The following is a 20,546-nucleotide window of genomic DNA, read 5'->3' as shown; positions in this document are numbered from 1 at the left end:
TCGGCGCGGCCGCTGCGCGCATTCAGGCGGCTGATCAGGCGGCCGTCAACGGTGAGCACCGAAATCGTGGTTTCGTCGGTGAGGCCCTCAATAATAATGTTGCCGGTGTTCTGATTGTAGCGGTAGGGGTTGGGATAAATAAAGAGGTCATCCATCTGCCGGCCTGCGGTACGCGGGGTATCAACGAAGGTGAGCAGGCCTTCTTCGGTTGCGATGTACACCATGCCGGTGCGTTCATCTACCATTAAATCGGTGATGGTGTCTGAAAACAGCGGGCTGTTGGCCGTTGTGAAATGCCGGAGGATGCGGCGGCCCTGTTCATCCACCTGATACAGGCCGTCGCCCTGTGTGCCAATCCATTTTTGATTGGCGGCATCAACGGCGATGCTCGTTGCGTTCACGTCGCGCAGCAGAAAGGGCGAATCGGCGTCGGGGTCGGCGTTGATGAGGAAACTTGCCTGACGATCCTGCGCCGTGCCGTCAATCACGCGGTCGGGGAACAGGTAGCGGGCTACACCGCGGGCCGTGCCGACCCAGATTTCGCCGCGCTTATCCTGCACGACGGCCTGCACCAGATCGTTGGGGAGGTTGCCCTGATTTTGCGCAGTTGTGAGGCGGACGCCCGTCTGCGTGCCGTCGGCTTCGATGCGGTTCACGAAAACGCCGCCCCCGCCGCCGGTGCCGGTTTGCAGCGGCAGCCATTTCTGACCCGCACGGTCGATATAAATATCAAGGTAGCGGTCGGCGCCGGCGTTGGGTGGTACCGGGAAGGAAAGCCACTCTTCGGTGGCCGGATCGAGGCGAAAAAGTTTATCGCCGTCGCCGCGTACCATCGCGATCCACACGTAGCCCTGTGCATCGCGGTCGAGGCCGCCGATTACGGTGAAGGGATCCGTGGGAGTGAGGCCCGGCAGCGGACTGTTGGTCGCGTTGAAAATGCGGATTTCGTCGGTTTGCTTGTCGTGCACGGCTATGCCGCGGCCCCAGGTGCCGAAAATGTAGTAGTCATCAGCAATCAGCGCGCGGTACACGCTGTTGAAGTTCGCGCTGTCGAGCACGGGGTTGGTCCGCCGGTTGAAGCTCACCCATTCGCCGTTTCTGAAAATGTAGTAGCCGGCATTGTTGAGCGGCACCCCGCGCTGACCCGGCGCAGAGGTCGAAGCCGATACCATTTCATCGCCGCGCATGCGCATGCGGATGAAGAAATTGAGGTCGGGGCCCGCAGGCCTCACAAAATCAAAATCGCCGCTGAGGCCGGTGCGCACCGCGAGGCCGCTTTCGCGCGTGCCCAGCAGCAGCCTTGAGGGGGAGACTTCATCATCAAAAAAGCCGCTCAGGTGCACTTCACGGGGCACGGTATGGGTGCTGCGGCTGCCGTTGGCATTAATCACGGTAACGGTACTTTCGGCGATGGCGAGCAGGGCGCCGGAGGCTGACTGCCGGAAGCGCTGCACATTGCCTGAAAATAAATTCGTGCTGCTCCACGCGCCTCCGCTGAGCTGCCGGGCGAAGTTTCCGGAGGCGGTGCCGGCAAACAGCTGCCCGCTGTGTACGGCAACGGCGCGGACTTCCTGCGTGAGGCTTCCGAGCCCGCCCTGTCCGTCGGAGTTGTCCCAGTTTTGGGGTACCGCGAGGGCTTCGCTCAGGTTTCCTGCGGCCACGCCGGCTGCGGTTGCCGCGTAAAGGATGCCATCTGCAACCTGAAACCCGTTCACGGCCGTACCCCGGCTGAAGCGGCCCAGGTTCACGAAGCTGTCGCGCACCAGGCCTGAGCGCGTGTCAAAAACGACGATGCCGAACTGTGCGGCCACAAAAAGCTCATCCCCGATTACCCGCAGCTGATTGATACGCTTGTTGCTGAAACTCTGGTTCCGGGTGATGTCGCTGAGGGTACGGAACTGAAACCGCTGCAAATCCAGGCTTTGGATGGTGCCGTCGTTGAAGCCGAGCCACAGTAGGTGCCGGCTTTCATCGTAGGTGATGGCGGTTGCACTGAGGCGGTACAGGCCGTCGAGCGAGGTGAGCGTTTCGATGGAGCCTCCGCTGCCGGGCTGCCAGCGGTAGATGCCGCCGTCGGTAGCGACCCAGAAAGCGCCGTCACGATCCTGAACCACATCAGTTGTGCGGGTGAAGGATGTTTCCGGGGTCCAGTCGCCGATTTGCTGTGCCGGAGCTTCGGCGCGGGTAAAAAGCAGCAGAAAAACGGCAAGCAGGGCAGAGCAGAGAAAAACAGGGAAAACGCGCATGGTGTTGAATCGGAGGCTAAAAAAAGAAATTCGGTTACCGCTTAAAATAACACTAAGCAGCGGCATTTATAAATGTCCGTTTAACCCCGCAAAACGGGCTTCGTTCCGGAAGCAGGTCGCCGCTGCCTGTTTTTCATTTCGGGCGGTTTCGCCTTAACTTCATGAGCTGTATTCTCCAACTGACCCGAAGCCGCTTTTCGGCCTGCGCGGTCACTTCCCTCCTGAACCCAAGTGCTGTTTATTTTGATGGATGCTTCCCAAACTGTTCTGCTTACCGGAAACCTTACCTACATCGCACCCTTCGCCAAAGCGGTGTATGAGGCAGGCCTGAACCCCGTTGAGCTGCCGGTGATGCAGCTGACCAAAACCGCGGAGCCGGCTGACCTCACCGGGGCGCTTAAAACTTACGGCATAGAAAATATGGTGTACAGCCGGGCCGGGAATGCGGAAAAATTCCTGGAACTGATGGATGAGGAAAACACGCCCCTCCTGAAATCTCAGATTGTGCATTTTGTGATGGATGTGCAGAGTTTTAAGCTGCTGAATGATGCCGGCCTGCCGGTGCTGCAGTCGCCGGGGGACCGGAGTATTGATATGGTGGAATTTTTCCTGCGCCTGAACCGCACCGGTCCTGTGCTGACCCCCTGCGTTGACCCGGAGTCGGAGGAAATTCCGGAATTTCTCTCTGAGCTGAAGTACGAATCGCGCTACCTGCGCATGTACGAGCTTTCGCCCTACCCGAAGGAGGCGCTTGAGGAAATGCGCGCGCGCTTTTACGGCGGGGCGTTTCCGGCCGATTATGTGCTGCTGCATGAGCCGGGCGCGCTCACGCAGTTTCTGGTGGCCTTCCCCGATGCGGAGCTCAGCCGGTACACCTTCATCCCCCTGCACAACAAAACCGAGGCTCGGCTCAGGCACCTCGGCCTCCGGTCAACCGGCGTGCTGCCCTGGCACGCGGATAAACCCGGGAACCTCACTTCGGCGCTCCGCGAGCTTATGGCCCGCGGATGATGCGGATTTTTATTTCTCGCAAAGCCGCAAAAGGACAGATGTTTTGTTTTTTGAAGTCTCTTATGTTCTTCGCGGTCTTTGCGTAAACCTTCGCGCACTTCGTGTTTAAAACGGAAACCGGAATTTGCCACGAAGGCCGCTTTTTTACCGACGGGCGGAAAAAAACCACGGGATATTCCGTGGGTTTGGCAGAGATGTACCGGCACGAAAGACCGTGATGTGCACGGCGTTTCCCCCCCAAAAAAAATAAAAAAACAGGCACCACCCGGATTGCCGGATGGTGCCTGTGTGGTGAGCTGTCTCTCTTTGATAAAACCGGTGGGCAGCAGTTTATACGTCGATGCTGATGAAGAACTGCTGGTTCTGGCGTACGACGTTCATGAGGAGGGTGCTGCCGGGCTGTACGTTTTGTACGAGGTTGTTGAATTCCTGCGGGTTGGTTACACGGCGGCGGTTTACGGCGGTGATGAGGTCGCCTTCGCGCAGGCCGCGGCGGTGGGCAACGCTGCCTTCCTGTACGGCGGTTACGATAACACCGCTGAGGTCGGCGCGGAGGTTGTGGCGCTCGGCCTGACTTTCAGAGAAGGTATCGATCGAGAAGCCGAAGCGCTCGAACATGCTCTCAACTTCTTCTTCGGTGAGGTCCTCATCGGGGCGCTCGGCCAGGGTTACGGTCATGTTGATGGTTTCGCCCTCGCGGTTTACAACGAGCCGGATCTGCGCACCGGGGGCGCGGGAGGCCACGTAGCTTTGGAAGGTGCGCCAGTTGGTGAGGGTGCGGCCGTCGTACTCAACAATGATGTCTTCGACGCGCAGACCTGCCTGCTCGGCCGGGCTTCCTTCGCTCACATCGGTGATTACGGCGCCTTTGGTGCGGTCGAGGCCGAAGGCGCGGGCGAGGGAGTCGTCGAGCTCCTGACCGGTGATGCCGATGAAGCCGCGCACTACGCGCCCGGTTTCGAGGATGGAATCCATCACGGCACGTGCCATGTTGATGGGCACCGCGAAGCCGATGCCCTGGAAGCCGCCGGAGCGGGAAGCGATGGCGGTGTTGATGCCGATGAGTTCGCCGTCCATATTCATGAGGGGGCCGCCGGAGTTGCCGGGGTTGATGGCGGCGTCGGTTTGGATGAAGTCTTCAAAATCGACCAGGTTTACGTTGGAGCGGCCTTTGGCGCTCACGATGCCCTGTGTTACGGTTTGGGCGAGGTTCTGGCTGAGCGGGCTGCCGATGGCCATGACCCACTCGCCCACGCGGAGGGCGTCGCTGTCGCCCATGGGCATGAAGGGCAGGTTGCGGGCATCTACGCGGAGGATGGCGATATCGGTGCTGGGGTCGGTGCCGATGATGGTGGCCCCGATGTTATCGTTGTTGCTTAGCCTAACGATGATGGTATCGGCGTTGGCGATCACGTGGTGGTTGGTCATGATGATGCCATCGGCGGAGACTATTACCCCGGAGCCCTGACCGCGCTGCTGAAAGGAGCGCTCGCGGGGCTGCTGACGCGGACGGCCGAAAAATTCATCGAACATATCGAAAGGCGACATCTGCCGCTGCCGTACGGTGCGCTCGGTATTGACCGTAACAACGGCAGGGGCGGCGTTTTCGGCCAGGCTCACAAAGGCGTCGTTGAGGTCGCGCAGCGAGCGGATGGGCCGGTCGGTTGCGTGCTGCTGTACCTGTGCGGAGGCTTCCTCCGAATACACGTAGGTGTTGTTAGCCGGCTCGGCAGGGCGGTTCGAAAAATAGCTGACGAACAGCACAAGCAGCGCAAAAGTGAAAGCAGCGGCGAATTTTGGTGTGATGGTATGCATAAAAAGCGTAGTCTTTTTTGGGATGTCGGTTCAGAAACGGGAAGCCTGTGTTGCGGAAAGAATACCCCTCAGGCCCGGTTCTCTTTTTTTGTTCCGGTGAGAAATTGCCGGTTTCGTTACGGCTTACAAGACGTTTCAAAACCGGATTTATTTTAAAAGCCGGCGGCCTGAATTCTACAAAAATCATGCCTTTGATTTGCCTGGTATCCGGGATGCAGCTTTGGCAGCATCACCCTTCAAAAATAAACCGAAAATTTGCGGGGGGATTTAAAACTTTCCGGGCGGAGCGGGCGTCATAGCTGCACTTAAATTGACTACACCTTTCGCAAACGATGCAAACAGCAGTCGCAGATTCACAACGAATGAGCCCCGAAGCAGGGTCTGGGTCCGGTTCCGGATACGGTACGGCAGAGCAGCCCGGGGTTGATGTGCGCCTTGTTGGGGCGGCGGCTACGGGCGATGAGCAGGCTTTTGCCGCGCTGATGCGCCAATGGCGGGTGCCGCTGTTCCGGTTCCTGCTGCGGCTTACCGGCGGGCAGGAGGAGGCGCATGAGCTGGTGCAGCGGAGCTTCATTAAAATGCATCAGCGGCTTTCGACTCTCGGCGATGCGGCGCGGTTCAGGCCGTGGCTGTATCAGATTGCGCTGAATCAGTTTCGGGACTGGTACCGCAGCCGTAAGCGGGAGCAGCTTCAGCGGGAGGCTTTGGCGGGAGAAGCGCAACCGGCTTCGGATTTGCCCCACCGCGATGCCCCGCCCCTGGCCGAGCTGGAAGAGCAGGATCGCAACCGGCTGCTGCAGCAGGCCATTGGCCGGCTTTCGCCTGAACAGCGGGAAGTGCTGGTGCTCAAAACCTGGCAGGGCCTGAGCTTTCCGGAAATTGCGCAGGCGCTGGGCATACCCGAAAACACCGCGAAATCGCGCCTGTACAGCAGCTACCGCGCCCTCGCGGCAATTTTTGACGACATGAATCTCACCTTTAATGATCTTTGGCCCTGAGCTATGAAAGAACAAGCTAAACACAACCCCAGGCTTACCGAAGCGCAGCAGCTCGAGCTGATGGATTTCCTGCACGGGGAAATGAATGCAGCTGAGCAGCAGGCTTTTCTGAAAACCTGCGACGCATCGCCCGAACTGGCCGCGGAGCTGCGGCGGATGCAGCGGCTTACCGCGCTTCTTGCCGTTGCAGACCCTGCGGATGCCGCAGTGAAAGAAAATCCGTCGGCCGCTGCCATGCCGGAGCCGGATCAGGCCCGTGAGCCCATCACCCGAAATCCTTCCCTGCGTGAACTGCCCGCACAGGCAAACTGGTGGAAGCACTGGCTTGCGGCTGCGGCCCTGCTGGTGTTCTTTTTTGCCGGCGGGGCGCTCAGCGGATTTCAGCTGGGCTGGGCAGAGGGCCGGTTTTACGCGGGTTTCGGCACGGGTGATGTGCCCCCGGCCGTGAACCCGGCAGCCGTGGAAGCGGCCGAAATTCGGGAGGAGTCCGCCGCCATGCCCGAACCCGCATCCGAACCTGAACCGGCACAGGAACCCGGCCAGGGGCAGCAGACCGGCCCGGGCTATCTGGACCGGGAGACCTTTCAGCAGCTTCAGCGCGAGCAGCTGGAGTTTTTTGCGGGGCTGCTGCTTCAGGAGCGCGAACAGCAGCTCAGCGACATGCAGCTGCTGCTCGAAGCCTACGCGCAGGATATCGAAACCCGCCGGCTGATCGACCTTCAGCTGATTGGCGCTGAGCTGGAAGAAACCCGCATGGCTCTGCTGCGCCGCAATCTGGAACAGGAGCTGGTGCTCTCCGAAATCATTGAGTTTATTCAATATCAACAGTATTTAAACCGACCTTAAGCAGCTATGAACCGTTTTTCCTTTTGTATTACCCTCAGCCTGATGCTGGCTTTGCTGCCCTTCAACACTGCCTGCAGCAGTACCGCGCAGCCGCTTGAGGGTACCGGAACTGCCGCGCCGCGGGCGAGCGAAACCGAAACTACGCCCGCACCCGCACCCGCACCTGCTTCGCAGCCGGCTGCCGATGCAGAACAAAGCCCCGAACTGCACCGCGATCTCGATATCAGCCGGGAGCTGCTCGCCGGTTTGCTGCGGGAGCAGCGCGGCAGCAGCGCGCGCACGGGCGCCATCGAGGCCCTTCTGCTCTCCCCGGAGCGCATGCTGTTTATGGAAGTGACCCCGAATGCGCGGGCAGCGCAGCCGGTGATCCGGCGGGATATCCGCACCGAAGGTCGCGTAATTATAATGCGCGATCAGGAAGCAGGCGTTGATGACGCTGAGGGTGCCGGTGCAGCTGCGGCAGCCGTCTTCAGCAGTGCGACCCGTGAGGCCGGGCTTTCCTTCCTTGCAGATTACGTGTCCGGCCTCGGTGAGCTGAGCCCCGGAGGCGAAGTCGTGCTGCTGCTCCGCGATGCCGGTACGGATGCGATGGTGCAGCTCTCGGCAACGCGCACGCAGATCGAACAGCTTCGCAGCGGGCGGATTACGGCACAGCAATTCGAAACCCGGGCAGTTGTGCGCGACATTGCACCGGCTGACCGGGCACTGCTGCGTTTTGCGGAGGTGATGGCGACCGGGTTCAGCGCGCATCCTGAAAATCCGCAGCGGGTTGCGTTTGAAGCGCCGGTGTATGCGCAGGGCCTTGGGCTTATGCTGCGGGGCAGCCTCCGGCCTGATGCTGCTCCCCGCATGAGTCCGAGGGTATCGGTCAGCGACCGCGGCCGGCGCATTCTGGAGGATGTACCCGCTGAAAACATTCAGAGCATTGAAATTCTGAACCTGCCCGAAGGCGGACAGGAAATTCGAATCCATCAGAAGGAGTCAGACCCGGAAGCAGAAGCCGAAGCCGGGGCTTCGTTTGAAGTGCTTACCCGGCCCGGTGGCGCACGAGAGGTACGGGTGATTCAGGCAGACGCGGCAGCTGTTTCGGGTTTGGACTACGACCTTTTGGAGCAGCTTGCACAAAGTGACTCTCTGTTTATTTATAATATTGCCCGCAGTGATTCGCTGTTCATCCGTACGATGGCAGAGCAGGATTCGTTGTTCGAAAAACGTTTTGGGGTACAAATGCAAGGTTTGGGCGAGATGCTGAGCCATCTGAGCGGCTCACTTCAGGTGCTGCGGGGAAGCCTCGTGGCCTCGATGGATTCCCTTCGGGCACAGGGCGCCTTCCATGCCGATTCCCTGCGGGGGCAGGTGCTGGATTTTGATTTCGATATCGACGCTTCCGGTCTCGCGGGGCGTGTACGCGATGAAGTGGTATCGAATTTCACGGTTATTCGCCGCGGGGCAGCAACCGGCGGGGCAGCAAGCTTCTGGCCGGGCCGCGAAGTGGTATGGCAGAATGAGCGTCAGCGCCGGCAGGCAGAAACGGTTCAGGCCGAAACCCTGCGCCTGCTCACCGAATATGCGCACCTGCTGCGCGGTTTGGGCGATGAAGAGCACCTCCTTGTCGCCCTCGACCTTCAGGGGCAGAGCCGGCTTTGGGATACGTTGCCGCTGCGGCTTAAAATCCGGATGGCGGATCTCCGCGCCCATGCCCGCGGCAGCCTCAGCGAAGCGGAATTTGAACGCAGGGTAGTAAAGCTCTGAGTGAACAAAGAAAAAGCGCCCGGTAGCATGTTGTCGGGCGCTTTAAACTTTCGGGCTGAAAAGGGCCGGGTTAAGCAAGGGTATCATTTTTTTTTCTTGCGGTCAGGTGTTTTGCGCAGGCTTACACCGGATGCTTCTTCAAAAATATTGATGTTGCGGTTCAGCCGGGTTATCACATCATCGAGTTCCTTTGCGGTAGGCAGCAGGCAGTTGCGCAGGGTTTCGGTATCCGGATCGCCGGGGGTCATTTCGCTGAGGGCCTCGGTTACGGCTATCAGGCGTGCAAGCGGGGCGCGGACTTCGTGGGATTGCGACCAGGCGAGTTTGCGCAGGAAAGCGTTCTGCTCTTCAATTTTCTTGATGTATTCCATCTGGTCGGTGACATCGCGCAGGGTGCCGATGAGGGTAGGTTCAAAATTCGTTTTATAGAGGTTCTCCCGGTTGATGTAATCGGCATTTACCTCAATCCAGCGCCGTGCTTTATCTGCCGGCCGGATAATTTGGTAGGTCATACGAAAGGATGAACCCGATTGAACCGCCTCCGAAAACTTTAGCGGTACACTTTGCTGAAACTCAGGCGTTAGCAGCGACACCCAATTATCAACGGTTCTGACAAATTTGTCGTCGATGCCAAGGATATCGTCAATTATTGATGAGCCTTCCCAAACACCTCTGTCGAGGTAGATCACATAGTGGCCGACTCCGGAAACCAGCTGTGACCGTTCCAGGAAAAACTGCTGCTCGCGTTGTTCGATCTGCCGTTTTTTCTCGTCGTCAAAATTGTGCAGCAGAAGCGTAAATACGGGCTCAGCGCCGGCACCCTGCTTGATGTTAACGTAAGCTTTAAACCAGTTTCGCTTGCCTTTGCTGGCATACTGAAGCAGGAAATCACCAAGCCAGATACGCTGGCCGAAAGCCAAGTGCCATGCTTTTGCAAAGCTGAACAACGTGGGGCAGAAAAAGCTCCTGCTTTCCGCCAAAGATGACCTTCAGTTTTCGCTTTAAATGGATGGCGGAAACCTGTGCTTCGGGTATTTCGAGCAAAACGGGCAGATAGCCGCAGCTCTCGATATGAGACAGGTCGGGTGAGAATTCCAGAAACCCCATATTCAGGGTCTGGCTGCTCAGGTAAAGCTGCTTTTTGGTGTCTGTTAGTTTTTTTTCCAGGCTGAGTTGCCGGGTTGTAGCTTCACTGAATGTTTCCAGGGTTCCGATAATCCGGGTTTGGTTAACGGACTGTGTTATCACGCATTTAAACGTAATTACGGCCGGGTGCACGGAACCGTTTTTGGCAAACAGCTTAACATCGAGGGAGGAGATCATCCCCGGATTTTCGACACAGCTTTTGATGGTGCTTGCCAGCCTTGCCTGATCGTCAGCGGCGTAAAAATCAAGGCAGTTGTCGAGTGTGAGCTCAAAATCATAATTCACACCATGAATCAGGTACATTTGAGACGACCAGAACACGGTTCCGTCATCTACCCGGAGCTCCCAATACCCGGCCTCGGGTGATTTAAATCCATTCTGAACGAGCTCATTTTCCAGAGTCTTGGTTTTTTGGATGATGATATCGCTCGTGATGTCGTGGTGGAAACCCAGAATGCGGATGGCTTTCCCCTTTTCATTATAGATAGCCCGGCCCACACAGCGCATCCAGACGGACCTGCCTGACTTATGGCTGAACCGGATCACCTGATTGAACTGGAAGTCTGACTTACCGAGGTTTTCGTCAAGGAAACTGGAAGTTTTGGCAAGGTCTTCAGGGTCTGCAAGTTTCATCCATGCGGAGGGCCGCTGCTCAACTTCGGCGCTTTTATAGCCGAGGGCCTCCCAAAACCGGTCGCTGAACCACTCATTGTCAGGGTTTTCAAGATCCCAATACCAGATGCCATCAGCGAAACCGGAATCAAAAAACCAAAGCAGCTCTTCCGGGCTGTGTGAGAGTTCTTTCAATTCCCGGAGCAGGTAGTTGGCTTTCATAAATATTCGGTGAGAACGCGAAGCAGGGACGTATGAATGCACTCGTGAGAAAAAGGAAGACTTGGCCGGATGGGAAAATGCAAAACTGATAAGGCGGCATTCGTAAGAATATAAAAACCCGAAACCCTTCCTCAAAGTTTTTGGTAATGGCACCGCTGGAAAAGTTTTGCAAAAAAAAGCCTGCCTAAAAAATAATATCATGAAACATCAAAAGCCCTTTAGGGCTGAAGTAAACCTTGGGTGATGAATGCGGCAGGAGCTGGGGGGTTATGGGGCAGATTAATTATGTTCATTTAATGAGTAACTCAGCAGTAGGCAGAAAAGGCTGTTATGTTTAATTTCATGTCTGTTATTCTCTCATGAACTCCTAATATGTGGATTATGCCGTTTGAGCCGGAAAATATTACGCAAGAGCATGTTAATAAGGCTCTTGAACTTATTAAAAAAGAGGGATATGATTTACGTGCATCAACCGGATATGATGTAATAGTTGACGGGAAAGCGTACCCGCCCAAAGAAATTATGCGCTATGCCCACGAACAGATGAATGGAGAGAGGATTTGGAACCTGGGTGGCGGGGAGCCGACCAACAGATATTTAAAGCAGCTGGGTTATCAGATCAGAGACAAAACCGAGGTGCCGGTTCAGGCAGCGCTTATTGAAAAGTACAAGGAACTCATCCGGGACGACGGGAACAGCGGTGAACTGTTCAAATGGCATCTGATTAAACGTTTTCAGGAGCAGTGGGATATTAACGCACCTGATTTTGCTGCCATGATTAACAGGATTGATTTTTCCCATTTGATTGACCACCGAAGCCGCAGCTTTATTAAGTCTGCCAGCGAGTACCCGGAGGAATTAAGGGAGGCTTTTCGCATGCTCTATGATGAAAGCCTCGATCTGAACGGAAGAATCCGTGAGTTCGGAGAAAAAGCAGGGGAACTGATGAAAAGAACAAACCACGGCTTAAAAGCTCATCAGGATGAAAGAACGGTAGCAACGTACCTCACCTTCCGCTACCCTGATGTGTACACTTTTTATAAGTACAGCTTTTATTCCAGGTTTACCGGGCTGCTTGGCATATCTGCAGCCCCGGCCGGGAGCAGGTACAGTCATTATCTCAGCCTGATCATGGATCTTGCTGAAAATTTCATCCCAAAAGATTCCGAACTGATTCAGCTGTCGCGTGCTACCCTTAATGAAGACTGTTTCGAGGATAAAAATCTGAACATTCTGGCGCAGGATATTATTTATCGCGCATTGGAAACAGATGAGGTCACTGAAAAAGCATTTACCGAAACCCTCGAAGCGATTGGCTTTGAAAATGCAGCTGATTACTTCCGGCTTCTTGGTAAGCTCGTAAGCGATCTGGATTTGGCCGAAAAAGATTTAAGAGTGCACTTCGGGGTTCCCGCCGTGCATAAAAGACTTTCCTTTGTAACAGGTCAGCGCTATTGCTTTACTGTGAGTGCTAATGACAGCAAACAATTCGGATTTATTTACCCCGAGTCTGGAAGTGATGCGGGGGATTTTGCCCCTTTCAATGGAGAGCCGGAAGCCTATTGGCACGAGACAGACTTGTTTTCACATGCTAAGAAGGCGTACGATAAAATCAGGCTCTCGTGTATTTCAGAATTAAGACGAACCCGGAAGTCGAGTTACAGATCATTTACAAACGGCACCTTCGAAAAAACGGTGTTTGATTCCGATTTCAGAAATGAGATTTTCATGAAAACGTTTGGCAGGCAGCCGGATATGGGTGTGGATATGAAGCTTACACCATCAGCTCAGCGGAAATCTTATCCGCTTAATCAGATCCTGTTTGGTCCCCCCGGTACCGGAAAAACCTTCAGCACGGTAAACAAGGCCCTGCAGATTACTGATCCGGCTTTTTATGAGGAGCATCACCATGACCGACGGGCCCTCACAAAGCGATATGCAGAGCTGCTGATAACCGACTGGGATAGCACCGCAGGTAAGAAAATTGCCTTTGTGACCTTCCATCAGAGTTTCACCTATGAGGATTTCGTGGAAGGGATCAAGCCGGCTGAAAAGGAGGGTAAGCTGTCATATACCATAGAAAGCGGCGTTTTCAAGCGAATCTGTGAAGAAGCAAAAGGCGGAAACTGTGTGCTCATCATAGATGAAATTAACCGCGGCAATATTGCGCAGATTTTCGGCGAGCTCATCACGCTGCTTGAGCCCGACAAACGGGAAGGCGGTGAAGAAGAGCTTCGCGTGATTTTGCCGTATTCAAAAAAAGAGTTCAGTGTGCCCTCAACCCTTTACATTATCGGTACCATGAATACGGCTGACCGCAGTGTTGAGGCCCTGGATACGGCACTGAGGCGCCGGTTTGCATTTGAAGAACTCCCGCCCCGGCCACACATCATCCTGAGCGAAGGTGCCGCAAAGGAAAACGGAGGCACGGTGCTTGTTGGCGAAACCGGTATCCGGCTTGATGAGCTTCTCAAAACCATAAACAGCCGGATTGAGAGGCTGCTCGGCAAAGATCATCTGATTGGGCATTCCTACTTTATGAAGGTGAGCAGCGCAGGTGATCTTCAGGCCGTCTTTCACCGGAATATCCTGCCTTTGCTGGAAGAGTATTTCTACGGCGACAAAGGTAAAATACAGCTGGTACTTGGCCGTGGGTTTGTGCTAAGGCAGGAAAACGATGCCTCCTGTCAGTTTGCCCGGTCAGATTATGATGACAGCGTTTTTGATGACCGGGATGTATGGAAGCTTACAAGCAGCTGGCAGGAAAGTGAGGATGATTTTGAAGACGCACTGCTAAAACTCCTGAACAGAGCAGGGTGATGGCTATGAGCCGCAAAAAGACCATCACCGTTTTTGAGCATGAAAAACTCACGCTGAAGGCCGTACCCGAATTTACTTCGGATACATTTGAACAGCTCGTTCGGTATCATGGCACCTCGGGTACGCCCTATTTTTCGCTGTTACATCAGGGGGTAAAATTCAGTCAGTTTGTGGGGGTTATTCAGGTTGGGGATACTACTATTGAGGTGCTCCCGAAAGCTGACCGTGCTGATGCCGATAAAACGCTCTGGAGAAATGTGCTCATCAATATGCTTAGAACGGTAACCGGCATTGAGGCCGGCGTTACGTCGGAGTCGAACCTTCGTTTGAGCCGCAACTCCATTTTCGACCTGTATCTTGAGCTTTTCCTGAATGCGTGTGAACGGCTGACCCATCAGGGGCTGGTGAAAAGGTACAGGAAAGTGACGGAAAACCAGACTGCGCTGCGGGGCAGGCTCCACATTCCCGGGCAGATACGCGAAAACCTGATTCACAGAGAGCGGTTTCACGCAGAGTACAGTGCCTACGATCAGGATCACATCCTGAATCAGGTGCTGAAGGCAACTCTGCAGGTGTTGTCGCATCTCGCTGTTCCGGTTAGCCTAAAAAGCCGGGTAAACAGGCAGGGGCTCTTCTTTCAGGAAGTATCGCTCCGAAAGTTTTCGGAAGAGCATTTCAGCCGTATTGTCCTGAACCGGAAAACCGAACGGTATGCTGAAGCACTTGCTATCGCGAGGCTCATCTTGCTCAACTATCATCCCGATATCGCAAAGGGCACCAACCATATACTGGCTCTGATGTTTGATATGAATCAGCTGTGGGAGTCATGGGTTGTTAAAATGCTGAAGCGTGAACTGTCGGACCGTTACCGGGTGAAAGCACAGCAGAGCCGGGTATTCTGGACCTCAGGGCAAAGCCGGAAAAGGCTCGAACCTGACATCATCATCGAACCCGCGGATGAGGCCGGCAGCAAAATACTAATAGATACAAAGTGGAAAACACCGGCCGATTTACGGCCCTCAGATCAGGATCTGCGGCAGATTTATGCCTACAATCAGCTGTTTGGAGCTACACATGGCGTTTTAATGTACCCCGGCGTGCAATCGGAAATCACCGGCCGGTATCATACCGATGACCGCAGCCGCTGTACCATGCTTATGGTAAATCTGATTGACAGAAATGGTGGTTTGGTGAAAGGCTCCGAAATATCCAGAACGATCGGCTCTTTGGCTGAAGGCAGTGCCTCTGTGTAGCTTTTAAAATGGTTTTTTTGCAGGCAGCCGTCAGCTATAAAACTCATTTTGCAGCAGGTTATAATCTTTACTCCATCACACGCATCACCCCCCCTACACCCAGCCCCGCCGTCTGAAATAGTACAGCATGCCCAGTGAAATGAGCAGCATGAAGCCCATCACAACGGGGTAGCCGAAGTACATGCCGAGTTCGGGCATGTTCCAGGGGCTGGCTTCGGGGTCGAAATTCATCCCGTAAATGCCTGCCACAAAAGTGAGCGGTATGAAAATGGTGGCGATGATGGTGAGCACTTTCATCACCTCGTTCATGCGGTTGCTCATGCCCGACATGTACATGTCGTAGAGCGAGAAAACCATCTCCCGGCTCGTTTCGATGGAGTCGATTACCTGAACAATGTGGTCGTACACATCTCTGAGAAAAATTTTGGTATCCGCTGAAATCAGGGGGAGGTCGTCGCGGATGAGGGTGTTGATGCCGTCGCGCAGCGACCAGATCGATTTCCGCATGATGATCAGGTCGCGCCGGAGCGTGTGGATGCGGGCAAGCTCAGCCGGATCGGGCTGTGCGGTTAGGGCTTCTTCTGTGCGTTCGATGAGCTCGCCGAGCAGGTCCAGCGCCATAAAATAGTGATCTACCACGGTGTCGGTGAGGGCGTAGGTGAGGTAGTCGGGGCCGAGCCTGCGCAGCCGGGTTCCGGCCGTGCCGATGCGCCGGATGACCGGCTCAAAAACGGGCTCATCACTTTCCTGAAAGGAGAGTACGTAGTTTTTGCCCAGCACCAGGCTGATTTGCTCGGATTGCAGCTGCCGGGTTTCCTCGTTCAGGGTAACGGAGCGGAGCACCACGAAGATGACATCCTCATATACTTCCACCTTAGGCCGTTGTGAGGTGCTTACGATGTCTTCTTGTATGAGCGGGTGCAGGCCGAAATAGTCCCAGATGCTTTGCAGCCGCTCAAGGTCGTGAAGCCCCTGCACCTGAATCCAGGTGCGCGATTTGTTTTCGAGGTATGCTGCCGATTTCTCAATCCGGCTGATGACCGCGCTGTCGTAGTGCGTTTCATCGAAATCATGCAGGGTGATGCGGATCTCCTCCATGCGCCGCGCCCCGGTGTGTACCGGCGTTCCGGGGACCTGCCCGGGCTGCTTCCGCCGGACTTTGGGATGCGCTTTGATGCCGAACAATCCGGCGGTGTGAAGGGCAATGCCTTTGAGGTGGTTTTTCATGCAGGGGGATGTGATTTTGCCGTTTAGAAATTCCGGGTCAGCAGCCGGCCACAAGCATAGTAACCAAATACAGGGATGCGGGCAAACCGGCTGAGGCTTTTCGCTTCATCACAATAATTTATGCAGGCAGCGGCTTATTCATTAAGTCGAAGCTTTATCAGCATGTCTGTGTTAAACGGCACGTCGTGCTGATCGAGATTGCTCGTGATGATGTAGATATCCCCGTTTTTGTGCTGTTCAACAGCTCTTATCCGGCCGAAAACACCCTGCAGATGGCGGCTGAGCTCATCTTCCTCGACACTTCCCTCAGGCGACTGATTTATGGTGAGGCGCCACAGGCTCTGACTGCGGAGCCCGGCAAACAAAAAGGAACCGTACCAGGGGCCATTGTGCAGAAAAGCTGCTCCGGATGGTGCCCAGGTGTAGTCGTCGCGGGGTTCACCCACGCCGCTATGGATGAGGGGGGCTTCCATGCCTTCGGCCGTTTCATTGCCCCGGATGATGGGCCAGCCGTAGTTTTTGCCGGCTTCGATGTGGTTTACTTCATCGTGGCAGCAGCCCTGCGGCCCCGAAGGGCCGTGATCGGTGCCGAGCATTACCGCGGTTTCGGGGTGCCAGTCGAAGCCCTGCGTGTTTCTGAGCCCGTAGGCATAAATATATGACCCGGGTATGGGGTTGTCTGCGGGTATTTCGGCATCGCGGGTCATGCGGAGCAGGCTTCCGCCGGGGTCGCTCAAATCCTGGGCGACTTCGGGTACGTGCCGCTCGCTTACCGACCAGTAGAGCATGCCGTCGGGGCCGAACCGGATCTGCGCGGTGTTGTGCATGCTCAGCCCTTTGATGCCTTCAAGCAGCACCCGGTCGAAAACCGGTGTTTGGGTTTTCGGGTCGTCGGTATAGCGCACGAGGCGGTTAAGGTCGAATCCGCTGTCCGGATCGTCGTAGCTGTAGCCGATATACACGTAGCGGTTGGTCCCGAAATCGGGATCGAGGGTTATGCCTGTCACCCCGCTGTTGGTTACCGGCACCCCTGCGGCAGTGCTCACCGAATCGCGCAAATCCAGCCAGGGTTCACTGCGGAGCTGATCATTTTCAACGATGCGGATGAGGCCGTTTCGTTCACTGATGAAGATCCGCCCGTCGGGTGCAAAGGCCATCTGCCAGGGTATTTCAAGCGCATCTGTAACGATGGTGTAGGAAAACGGATGATGCGGGGAGGGGGCGTCATCAGAGCCGGCGGGGTTTCCGCAGCTAACCAGAAATACAGCCGCGAGCCAGGAAAGTGCGGCTCTGAAAGAAACAGAAGGGAGGTGAGAGGGGGCCAAAATGCCGGTAAATTACATGAGTATTGCAAGTATTCCTGGCAATATGTTGAAAGATAAGTGCATATCAAAAACAGATTTGGACGGCCATATTAGCTGAAGAGGTGGATTAATACTCAAGTCGGTTCAATTGTGCTTAAAAAAAAGCCCCTGCATACCGGGGGCTGCAGGGGCTTTCATCACAAACAAAAGCATTTCAATTAGTCAGGATTGTAGATTTTTTCCTGATTTCGGAAATCCAGCCCCGTATTGCTGAACCAATCCTGAAATAAGTTGCCGCCGCTCTGCGCCCAGTTCGTAAAACGAGGGTAGGCCTGCATGATATCAGCGCGTTCTATCGGGTAATCGAAGCTGTGAATCAGGTTGATTGCCCACGGCAGGTTGTTTTTACTTACATACCAGCGGTTCCGTGAGGGGCTCGAACGGTCGTCGCTTGAACCGAAAAGATCCATATTGGCAAGGTCTGTTGGCGGGTAGCCCGGCAGATGGATTTCGCGGCCGCGATCGCGATTTACGATAAGGAAGGGGTTAAAAGCTGAGATATCCACATCGCTGTAGGTATAACTGCCGCCCACAAATTCGATGCTAATCATAAATACAGCAGGCTGCACGAAGGGTGCATTCGGCTCAGTATTGACCCCTGTGCCAACGCCCGGGTGCTGCATCTGAGTGTAGGTATTGTCGAATACGATGATGGTAGGCTTGCTTTGGCCCGCTTCGGTGCCGTTCGGGTTGAGGCTGATAAAATCTTCGGTGAGGCTGAAGCCGCTTACCACAATATCTTCATTCTGAATGTTTTCGGAGAGCTGAAAGCCGAAGCCGTTCCGGAAAGCCGCGCCAAAGGCACGCAGCACAATGATGGCATCAATACGCTCAACGATATTCTGATTGTTGGAGGATATCTGAAACTGATAATCTACCACCATATCGTTGAAGTCGAAGTCGCCCTGAGCGGGCCAGAGGTCTTCAAAAGCAAGGGTTCCCGGGCCGGCAGCAGGGAAGAAGTTGACAATGCCCATGAGGGTTGGCTCCACGGAGATATTCACAGTTGCTGTATCGCAAAGGTAGTCGAGCGGTGCAGGCAGGCATAAGGTGTAAACAAAGGTATCAGAACCTTCGAAGAAGGGATCAGGAGTGTAGGAAAAGGAGCCGTTCAGACTGAAGGTAAGGTTTCCTGATGCGGGTTCGGTTGTGAGTTCAAAGGATGAACCGGCGGGGAAGATGTCATTACCGGCTACACTGCCTTCAAGGGTGGTTTGAACACCTATGGAGAAAAAGTCGTCTTCGGCCACAATAACCGGGTTTGCAGAGAAGTAAGCGCCGCCAGCGGCGATATCAAGCCCACCGTCGGTTGCATTGGTATCGGTCGGGAAGGTGCTTACATCTAACCATTCGGCACTGTTAGCCGGTGCGTCGCCTGCGGTAAGGGCGTATCCGTAAATGATTTGGCCGGGGGAAAGGCCGAGCGCCTCGAAGGTGAAGAGAATCCCTGCCATAGCCTGAGCGTTGAGGTTTGCGCTCATTTCAGCGGGAACGTTCGGGTTGGGGCGCCGCATGACCTGCGTGCTTAGGCTGAAACCGGCCGGACCCCAGTCTGAGGCTTCGGCAAGCACAGCCGGTGCAAAACCCGCGGCATTGCCGTTTGCATCGAGTGAGGTGATTGCGGCAATCCTGAAGCGGTCGTTGCCTCCTCTTTCTTTAATGATAAACCCTTCTTCTGCGATCAGAGCCGGAACTTCAAGACCGTCATCAAAAATAAAATCAAGGCGCATCACATTGTTCACATTGCTGCTGTTATCGCCGGTTTGCTGAAATATATTATCTACCCCCCGGTTCATAATAGGGTTGAGCAGTGCCTGCCGCATATCGCTGATGTAACCCGGCCTCAGGTTAATGTTGCTGCCCGAAACGGAGCCTTCGTAATAGAAAATTTCCCGCTCATCGGGTATGGTCGGAATCGAAACCCGCTGCATTTCAATCCGGTTGGCGAACAGGGCCGGTGTAAACGTTCTGCCCGCAGCCTGCACATTGAGCAGCAGTAAATCATTTTGATTACCTGAATTAAACCGGTAGTTGAATCGGCCGGCAGTATAGTCGTTGCTTGAATCATCTACGGAGGTATAAACAGTGGTTACGCCGCTTATCGGTATCTGCGCCATGGCAGCAGCAGTAAACCCAAAAGTGAAAAAAAGGATTGTAACGGCAATCATAACTGAATACCTGTTGAGAAGCACCACTTTGGCAGCATAGGGATGTACAAGGGCAGCTGCTGTGTATTTGTTCATGGCAGATGTGCGTTTGCTGTGTTGGGATATGGAAGAAAAGGGGAAATCAGCGCAGAAGCGCCGGTTGGTACAGCCGTTGTCGGGCCGGTGAAATTGGGTGGGGTGATAACGTTTTCCGTACAGAGGTTTAGCGCCGGAAAGTGTGCGTTATTTCAGGTCGGTCGAGCCGCATCTTCTGTTCATGGCCGTTGTAGAAAACGGTGATTTCGGTCATGTAGGCCGGTACAGTAAGTCTGAATGTGTACGGCTGTGTATCAATCAGATTGGCCTGATGATAGACGGTGCCGTCCTCAGCTATAAACCGCATGAGACCGGTTTCGTAGCCGGTTAGGGTGAAGCTGATATCCCGCTGCGTTCGCCAGTCGAACGAGTCGGGAACCCGGAGGTCTTGCGTGCGTTCGACCGGCAGGGTGGTGTCAGGACCCGAAGACGGAGCGTTGCACCCTAAAATAAACCAGGTGGAAAACAGAAATCCGATAAGAAAGAGTAAAGGTGTTGGCCGCATAGCTGGGTGTCGGGGTAAGTCTTTAACGGTATTCAGGTAATTAAGTGAAATCACTTAAAATATACTGATTACTGTTTAACTCTTCGGCTACAATTCGACAGATACAGTTTCACATACGACCAAAGCGTTTACTCACAGGACGGGTCACACAGGCTGCAAAGCAATATTGAGGGGGCTTTTTTGGAAAGTCCGGAATCAGCGAGGTCATCACGGGGGCTATGCAGCTATGATTTTAACCCGGTGCTGCTTATTCACATATATATGCGGTTTGCGATTTGGTGACTTTCATACTGCTTAACCTGTTGTGATCCTATAGTAAGCAGTGACTTTACCGTTTTGGGCAATGGCAGGGCTTATACTAAGAGGCAGTTAAAACAAGACCTATCACCAAATTAGGAGCCTTATGATTGGATTAATGAAGCCTGCTTATAATAAGCATACAGACCATGATTTACTAAAAGAGCAGCACTGGCTCAACTATTGTGC

General features: G+C 54.6%; 14 protein-coding genes. 6 read left to right on the top strand and 8 right to left on the bottom strand.

The genetic code is table 11. The annotated features are described in order from the left end of the window. Positions 1-2,246: two-component regulator propeller domain-containing protein (locus LAT75_RS10410; protein WP_291482602.1), on the bottom strand; the 2,246-nt coding region annotated here is incomplete at its 3' end. A gap of 246 nt (positions 2,247-2,492) precedes the next feature. Between LAT75_RS10410 and LAT75_RS10405 the strand changes: the two genes are divergently transcribed. Then, positions 2,493-3,257, top strand: a complete 765-nt coding sequence (locus LAT75_RS10405) for a uroporphyrinogen-III synthase (RefSeq protein WP_291482601.1) — start codon at positions 2,493-2,495, stop codon at positions 3,255-3,257. A gap of 330 nt (positions 3,258-3,587) precedes the next feature. Here LAT75_RS10405 and LAT75_RS10400 read toward each other — a convergent pair whose 3' ends face one another. Further along, positions 3,588-5,072 (bottom strand): DegQ family serine endoprotease, encoded by a 1,485-nt coding sequence (locus LAT75_RS10400; protein ID WP_291482600.1) that lies wholly within the window; start codon positions 5,070-5,072, stop codon positions 3,588-3,590. A 332-nt stretch (positions 5,073-5,404) separates the two neighbouring features. Here LAT75_RS10400 and LAT75_RS10395 point away from each other — a divergent pair, with 332 nt between their 5' ends. Genes LAT75_RS10395 through LAT75_RS10385 form a run of 3 tightly spaced genes read left to right on the top strand, consistent with a single transcriptional unit; the run spans position 5,405 to position 8,668 of the window. After that, positions 5,405-6,070, top strand: coding sequence for an RNA polymerase sigma factor (locus tag LAT75_RS10395; protein WP_291482599.1), 666 nt, complete (start codon positions 5,405-5,407; stop codon positions 6,068-6,070). A 3-nt stretch (positions 6,071-6,073) separates the two neighbouring features. After that, entirely contained in the window at positions 6,074-6,916 is an 843-nt protein-coding gene (locus tag LAT75_RS10390; RefSeq protein ID WP_291482598.1) for a hypothetical protein, read from the top strand. Positions 6,917-6,922: 6 nt separating this feature from the next. Further along, positions 6,923-8,668: a hypothetical protein gene (locus LAT75_RS10385; protein WP_291482597.1), complete on the top strand. Its 1,746-nt coding sequence runs from the start codon at positions 6,923-6,925 to the stop codon at positions 8,666-8,668. 83 nt (positions 8,669-8,751) lie between these two features. Here LAT75_RS10385 and LAT75_RS10380 read toward each other — a convergent pair whose 3' ends face one another. Together LAT75_RS10380 and LAT75_RS10375 are read right to left on the bottom strand one after the other, a co-directional pair. Further along, the gene (locus tag LAT75_RS10380; RefSeq protein ID WP_291482596.1) at positions 8,752-9,588 is read right to left on the bottom strand and encodes a hypothetical protein; all 837 of its coding nucleotides are present in this window, start codon (positions 9,586-9,588) and stop codon (positions 8,752-8,754) included. Further along, complete coding sequence (locus LAT75_RS10375; RefSeq protein WP_291482595.1) at positions 9,557-10,648, bottom strand: PAS domain-containing protein; 1,092 nt, start codon at positions 10,646-10,648, stop codon at positions 9,557-9,559. The genes LAT75_RS10380 and LAT75_RS10375 overlap by 32 nt, the downstream gene beginning before the upstream one ends. Before the next feature lie 381 nt (positions 10,649-11,029). Here LAT75_RS10375 and LAT75_RS10370 point away from each other — a divergent pair, with 381 nt between their 5' ends. After that, positions 11,030-13,468, top strand: coding sequence for an AAA family ATPase (locus LAT75_RS10370; protein WP_291482594.1), 2,439 nt, complete (start codon positions 11,030-11,032; stop codon positions 13,466-13,468). Positions 13,469-13,473: 5 nt separating this feature from the next. Then, the gene (locus LAT75_RS10365) at positions 13,474-14,721 is read left to right on the top strand and encodes a hypothetical protein (RefSeq protein ID WP_291482593.1); all 1,248 of its coding nucleotides are present in this window, start codon (positions 13,474-13,476) and stop codon (positions 14,719-14,721) included. A 93-nt stretch (positions 14,722-14,814) separates the two neighbouring features. On the opposite strand, the gene corA is transcribed toward LAT75_RS10365, so the two are convergent. The 4 genes from corA to LAT75_RS10345 all read right to left on the bottom strand — a co-directional run bounded on the left by corA (position 14,815) and on the right by LAT75_RS10345 (position 20,060). Further along, the gene (gene corA / locus LAT75_RS10360) at positions 14,815-15,948 is read right to left on the bottom strand and encodes a magnesium/cobalt transporter CorA (RefSeq protein ID WP_291482592.1); all 1,134 of its coding nucleotides are present in this window, start codon (positions 15,946-15,948) and stop codon (positions 14,815-14,817) included. Positions 15,949-16,082: 134 nt separating this feature from the next. Then, positions 16,083-17,273: a PQQ-dependent sugar dehydrogenase gene (locus LAT75_RS10355; RefSeq protein WP_291482591.1), complete on the bottom strand. Its 1,191-nt coding sequence runs from the start codon at positions 17,271-17,273 to the stop codon at positions 16,083-16,085. Between the two features lie 197 nt (positions 17,274-17,470). Then, positions 17,471-19,555 carry an LruC domain-containing protein gene (locus LAT75_RS10350; protein WP_291482590.1) on the bottom strand — a complete coding sequence of 695 codons (2,085 nt, stop codon included), beginning with the start codon at positions 19,553-19,555 and terminating at the stop codon, positions 17,471-17,473. A 127-nt stretch (positions 19,556-19,682) separates the two neighbouring features. Then, the gene (locus LAT75_RS10345; protein ID WP_291482589.1) at positions 19,683-20,060 is read right to left on the bottom strand and encodes a hypothetical protein; all 378 of its coding nucleotides are present in this window, start codon (positions 20,058-20,060) and stop codon (positions 19,683-19,685) included. Between the last annotated feature and the right edge of the window lie 486 nt (positions 20,061-20,546).

Origin of the sequence: Cyclonatronum sp., from assembly GCF_022565315.1 — a bacterium.
Lineage (GTDB): Bacteria > Bacteroidota > Rhodothermia > Balneolales > Cyclonatronaceae > Cyclonatronum.
Note: the sequence above shows the minus strand (reverse complement) of the source record. Positions and strands in the feature narration are given on the sequence as shown.

What these genes read in the sequence shown, in the direction of transcription:
- LAT75_RS10405 (WP_291482601.1), top strand. Translation starts at nt 2,493, where the DNA reads ATGGATGCTTCCCAAACTGTTCTGCTTACCGGAAACCTTACCTACATC.
- LAT75_RS10400 (WP_291482600.1), bottom strand. Translation starts at nt 5,072, where the DNA reads ATGCATACCATCACACCAAAATTCGCCGCTGCTTTCACTTTTGCGCTG.
- LAT75_RS10395 (WP_291482599.1), top strand. Translation starts at nt 5,405, where the DNA reads ATGCAAACAGCAGTCGCAGATTCACAACGAATGAGCCCCGAAGCAGGG.
- LAT75_RS10390 (WP_291482598.1), top strand. Translation starts at nt 6,074, where the DNA reads ATGAAAGAACAAGCTAAACACAACCCCAGGCTTACCGAAGCGCAGCAG.
- LAT75_RS10385 (WP_291482597.1), top strand. Translation starts at nt 6,923, where the DNA reads ATGAACCGTTTTTCCTTTTGTATTACCCTCAGCCTGATGCTGGCTTTG.
- LAT75_RS10375 (WP_291482595.1), bottom strand. Translation starts at nt 10,648, where the DNA reads ATGAAAGCCAACTACCTGCTCCGGGAATTGAAAGAACTCTCACACAGC.
- LAT75_RS10370 (WP_291482594.1), top strand. Translation starts at nt 11,030, where the DNA reads ATGCCGTTTGAGCCGGAAAATATTACGCAAGAGCATGTTAATAAGGCT.
- LAT75_RS10365 (WP_291482593.1), top strand. Translation starts at nt 13,474, where the DNA reads ATGAGCCGCAAAAAGACCATCACCGTTTTTGAGCATGAAAAACTCACG.
- corA (WP_291482592.1), bottom strand. Translation starts at nt 15,948, where the DNA reads ATGAAAAACCACCTCAAAGGCATTGCCCTTCACACCGCCGGATTGTTC.
- LAT75_RS10350 (WP_291482590.1), bottom strand. Translation starts at nt 19,555, where the DNA reads ATGAACAAATACACAGCAGCTGCCCTTGTACATCCCTATGCTGCCAAA.
- LAT75_RS10345 (WP_291482589.1), bottom strand. Translation starts at nt 20,060, where the DNA reads ATGCGGCCAACACCTTTACTCTTTCTTATCGGATTTCTGTTTTCCACC.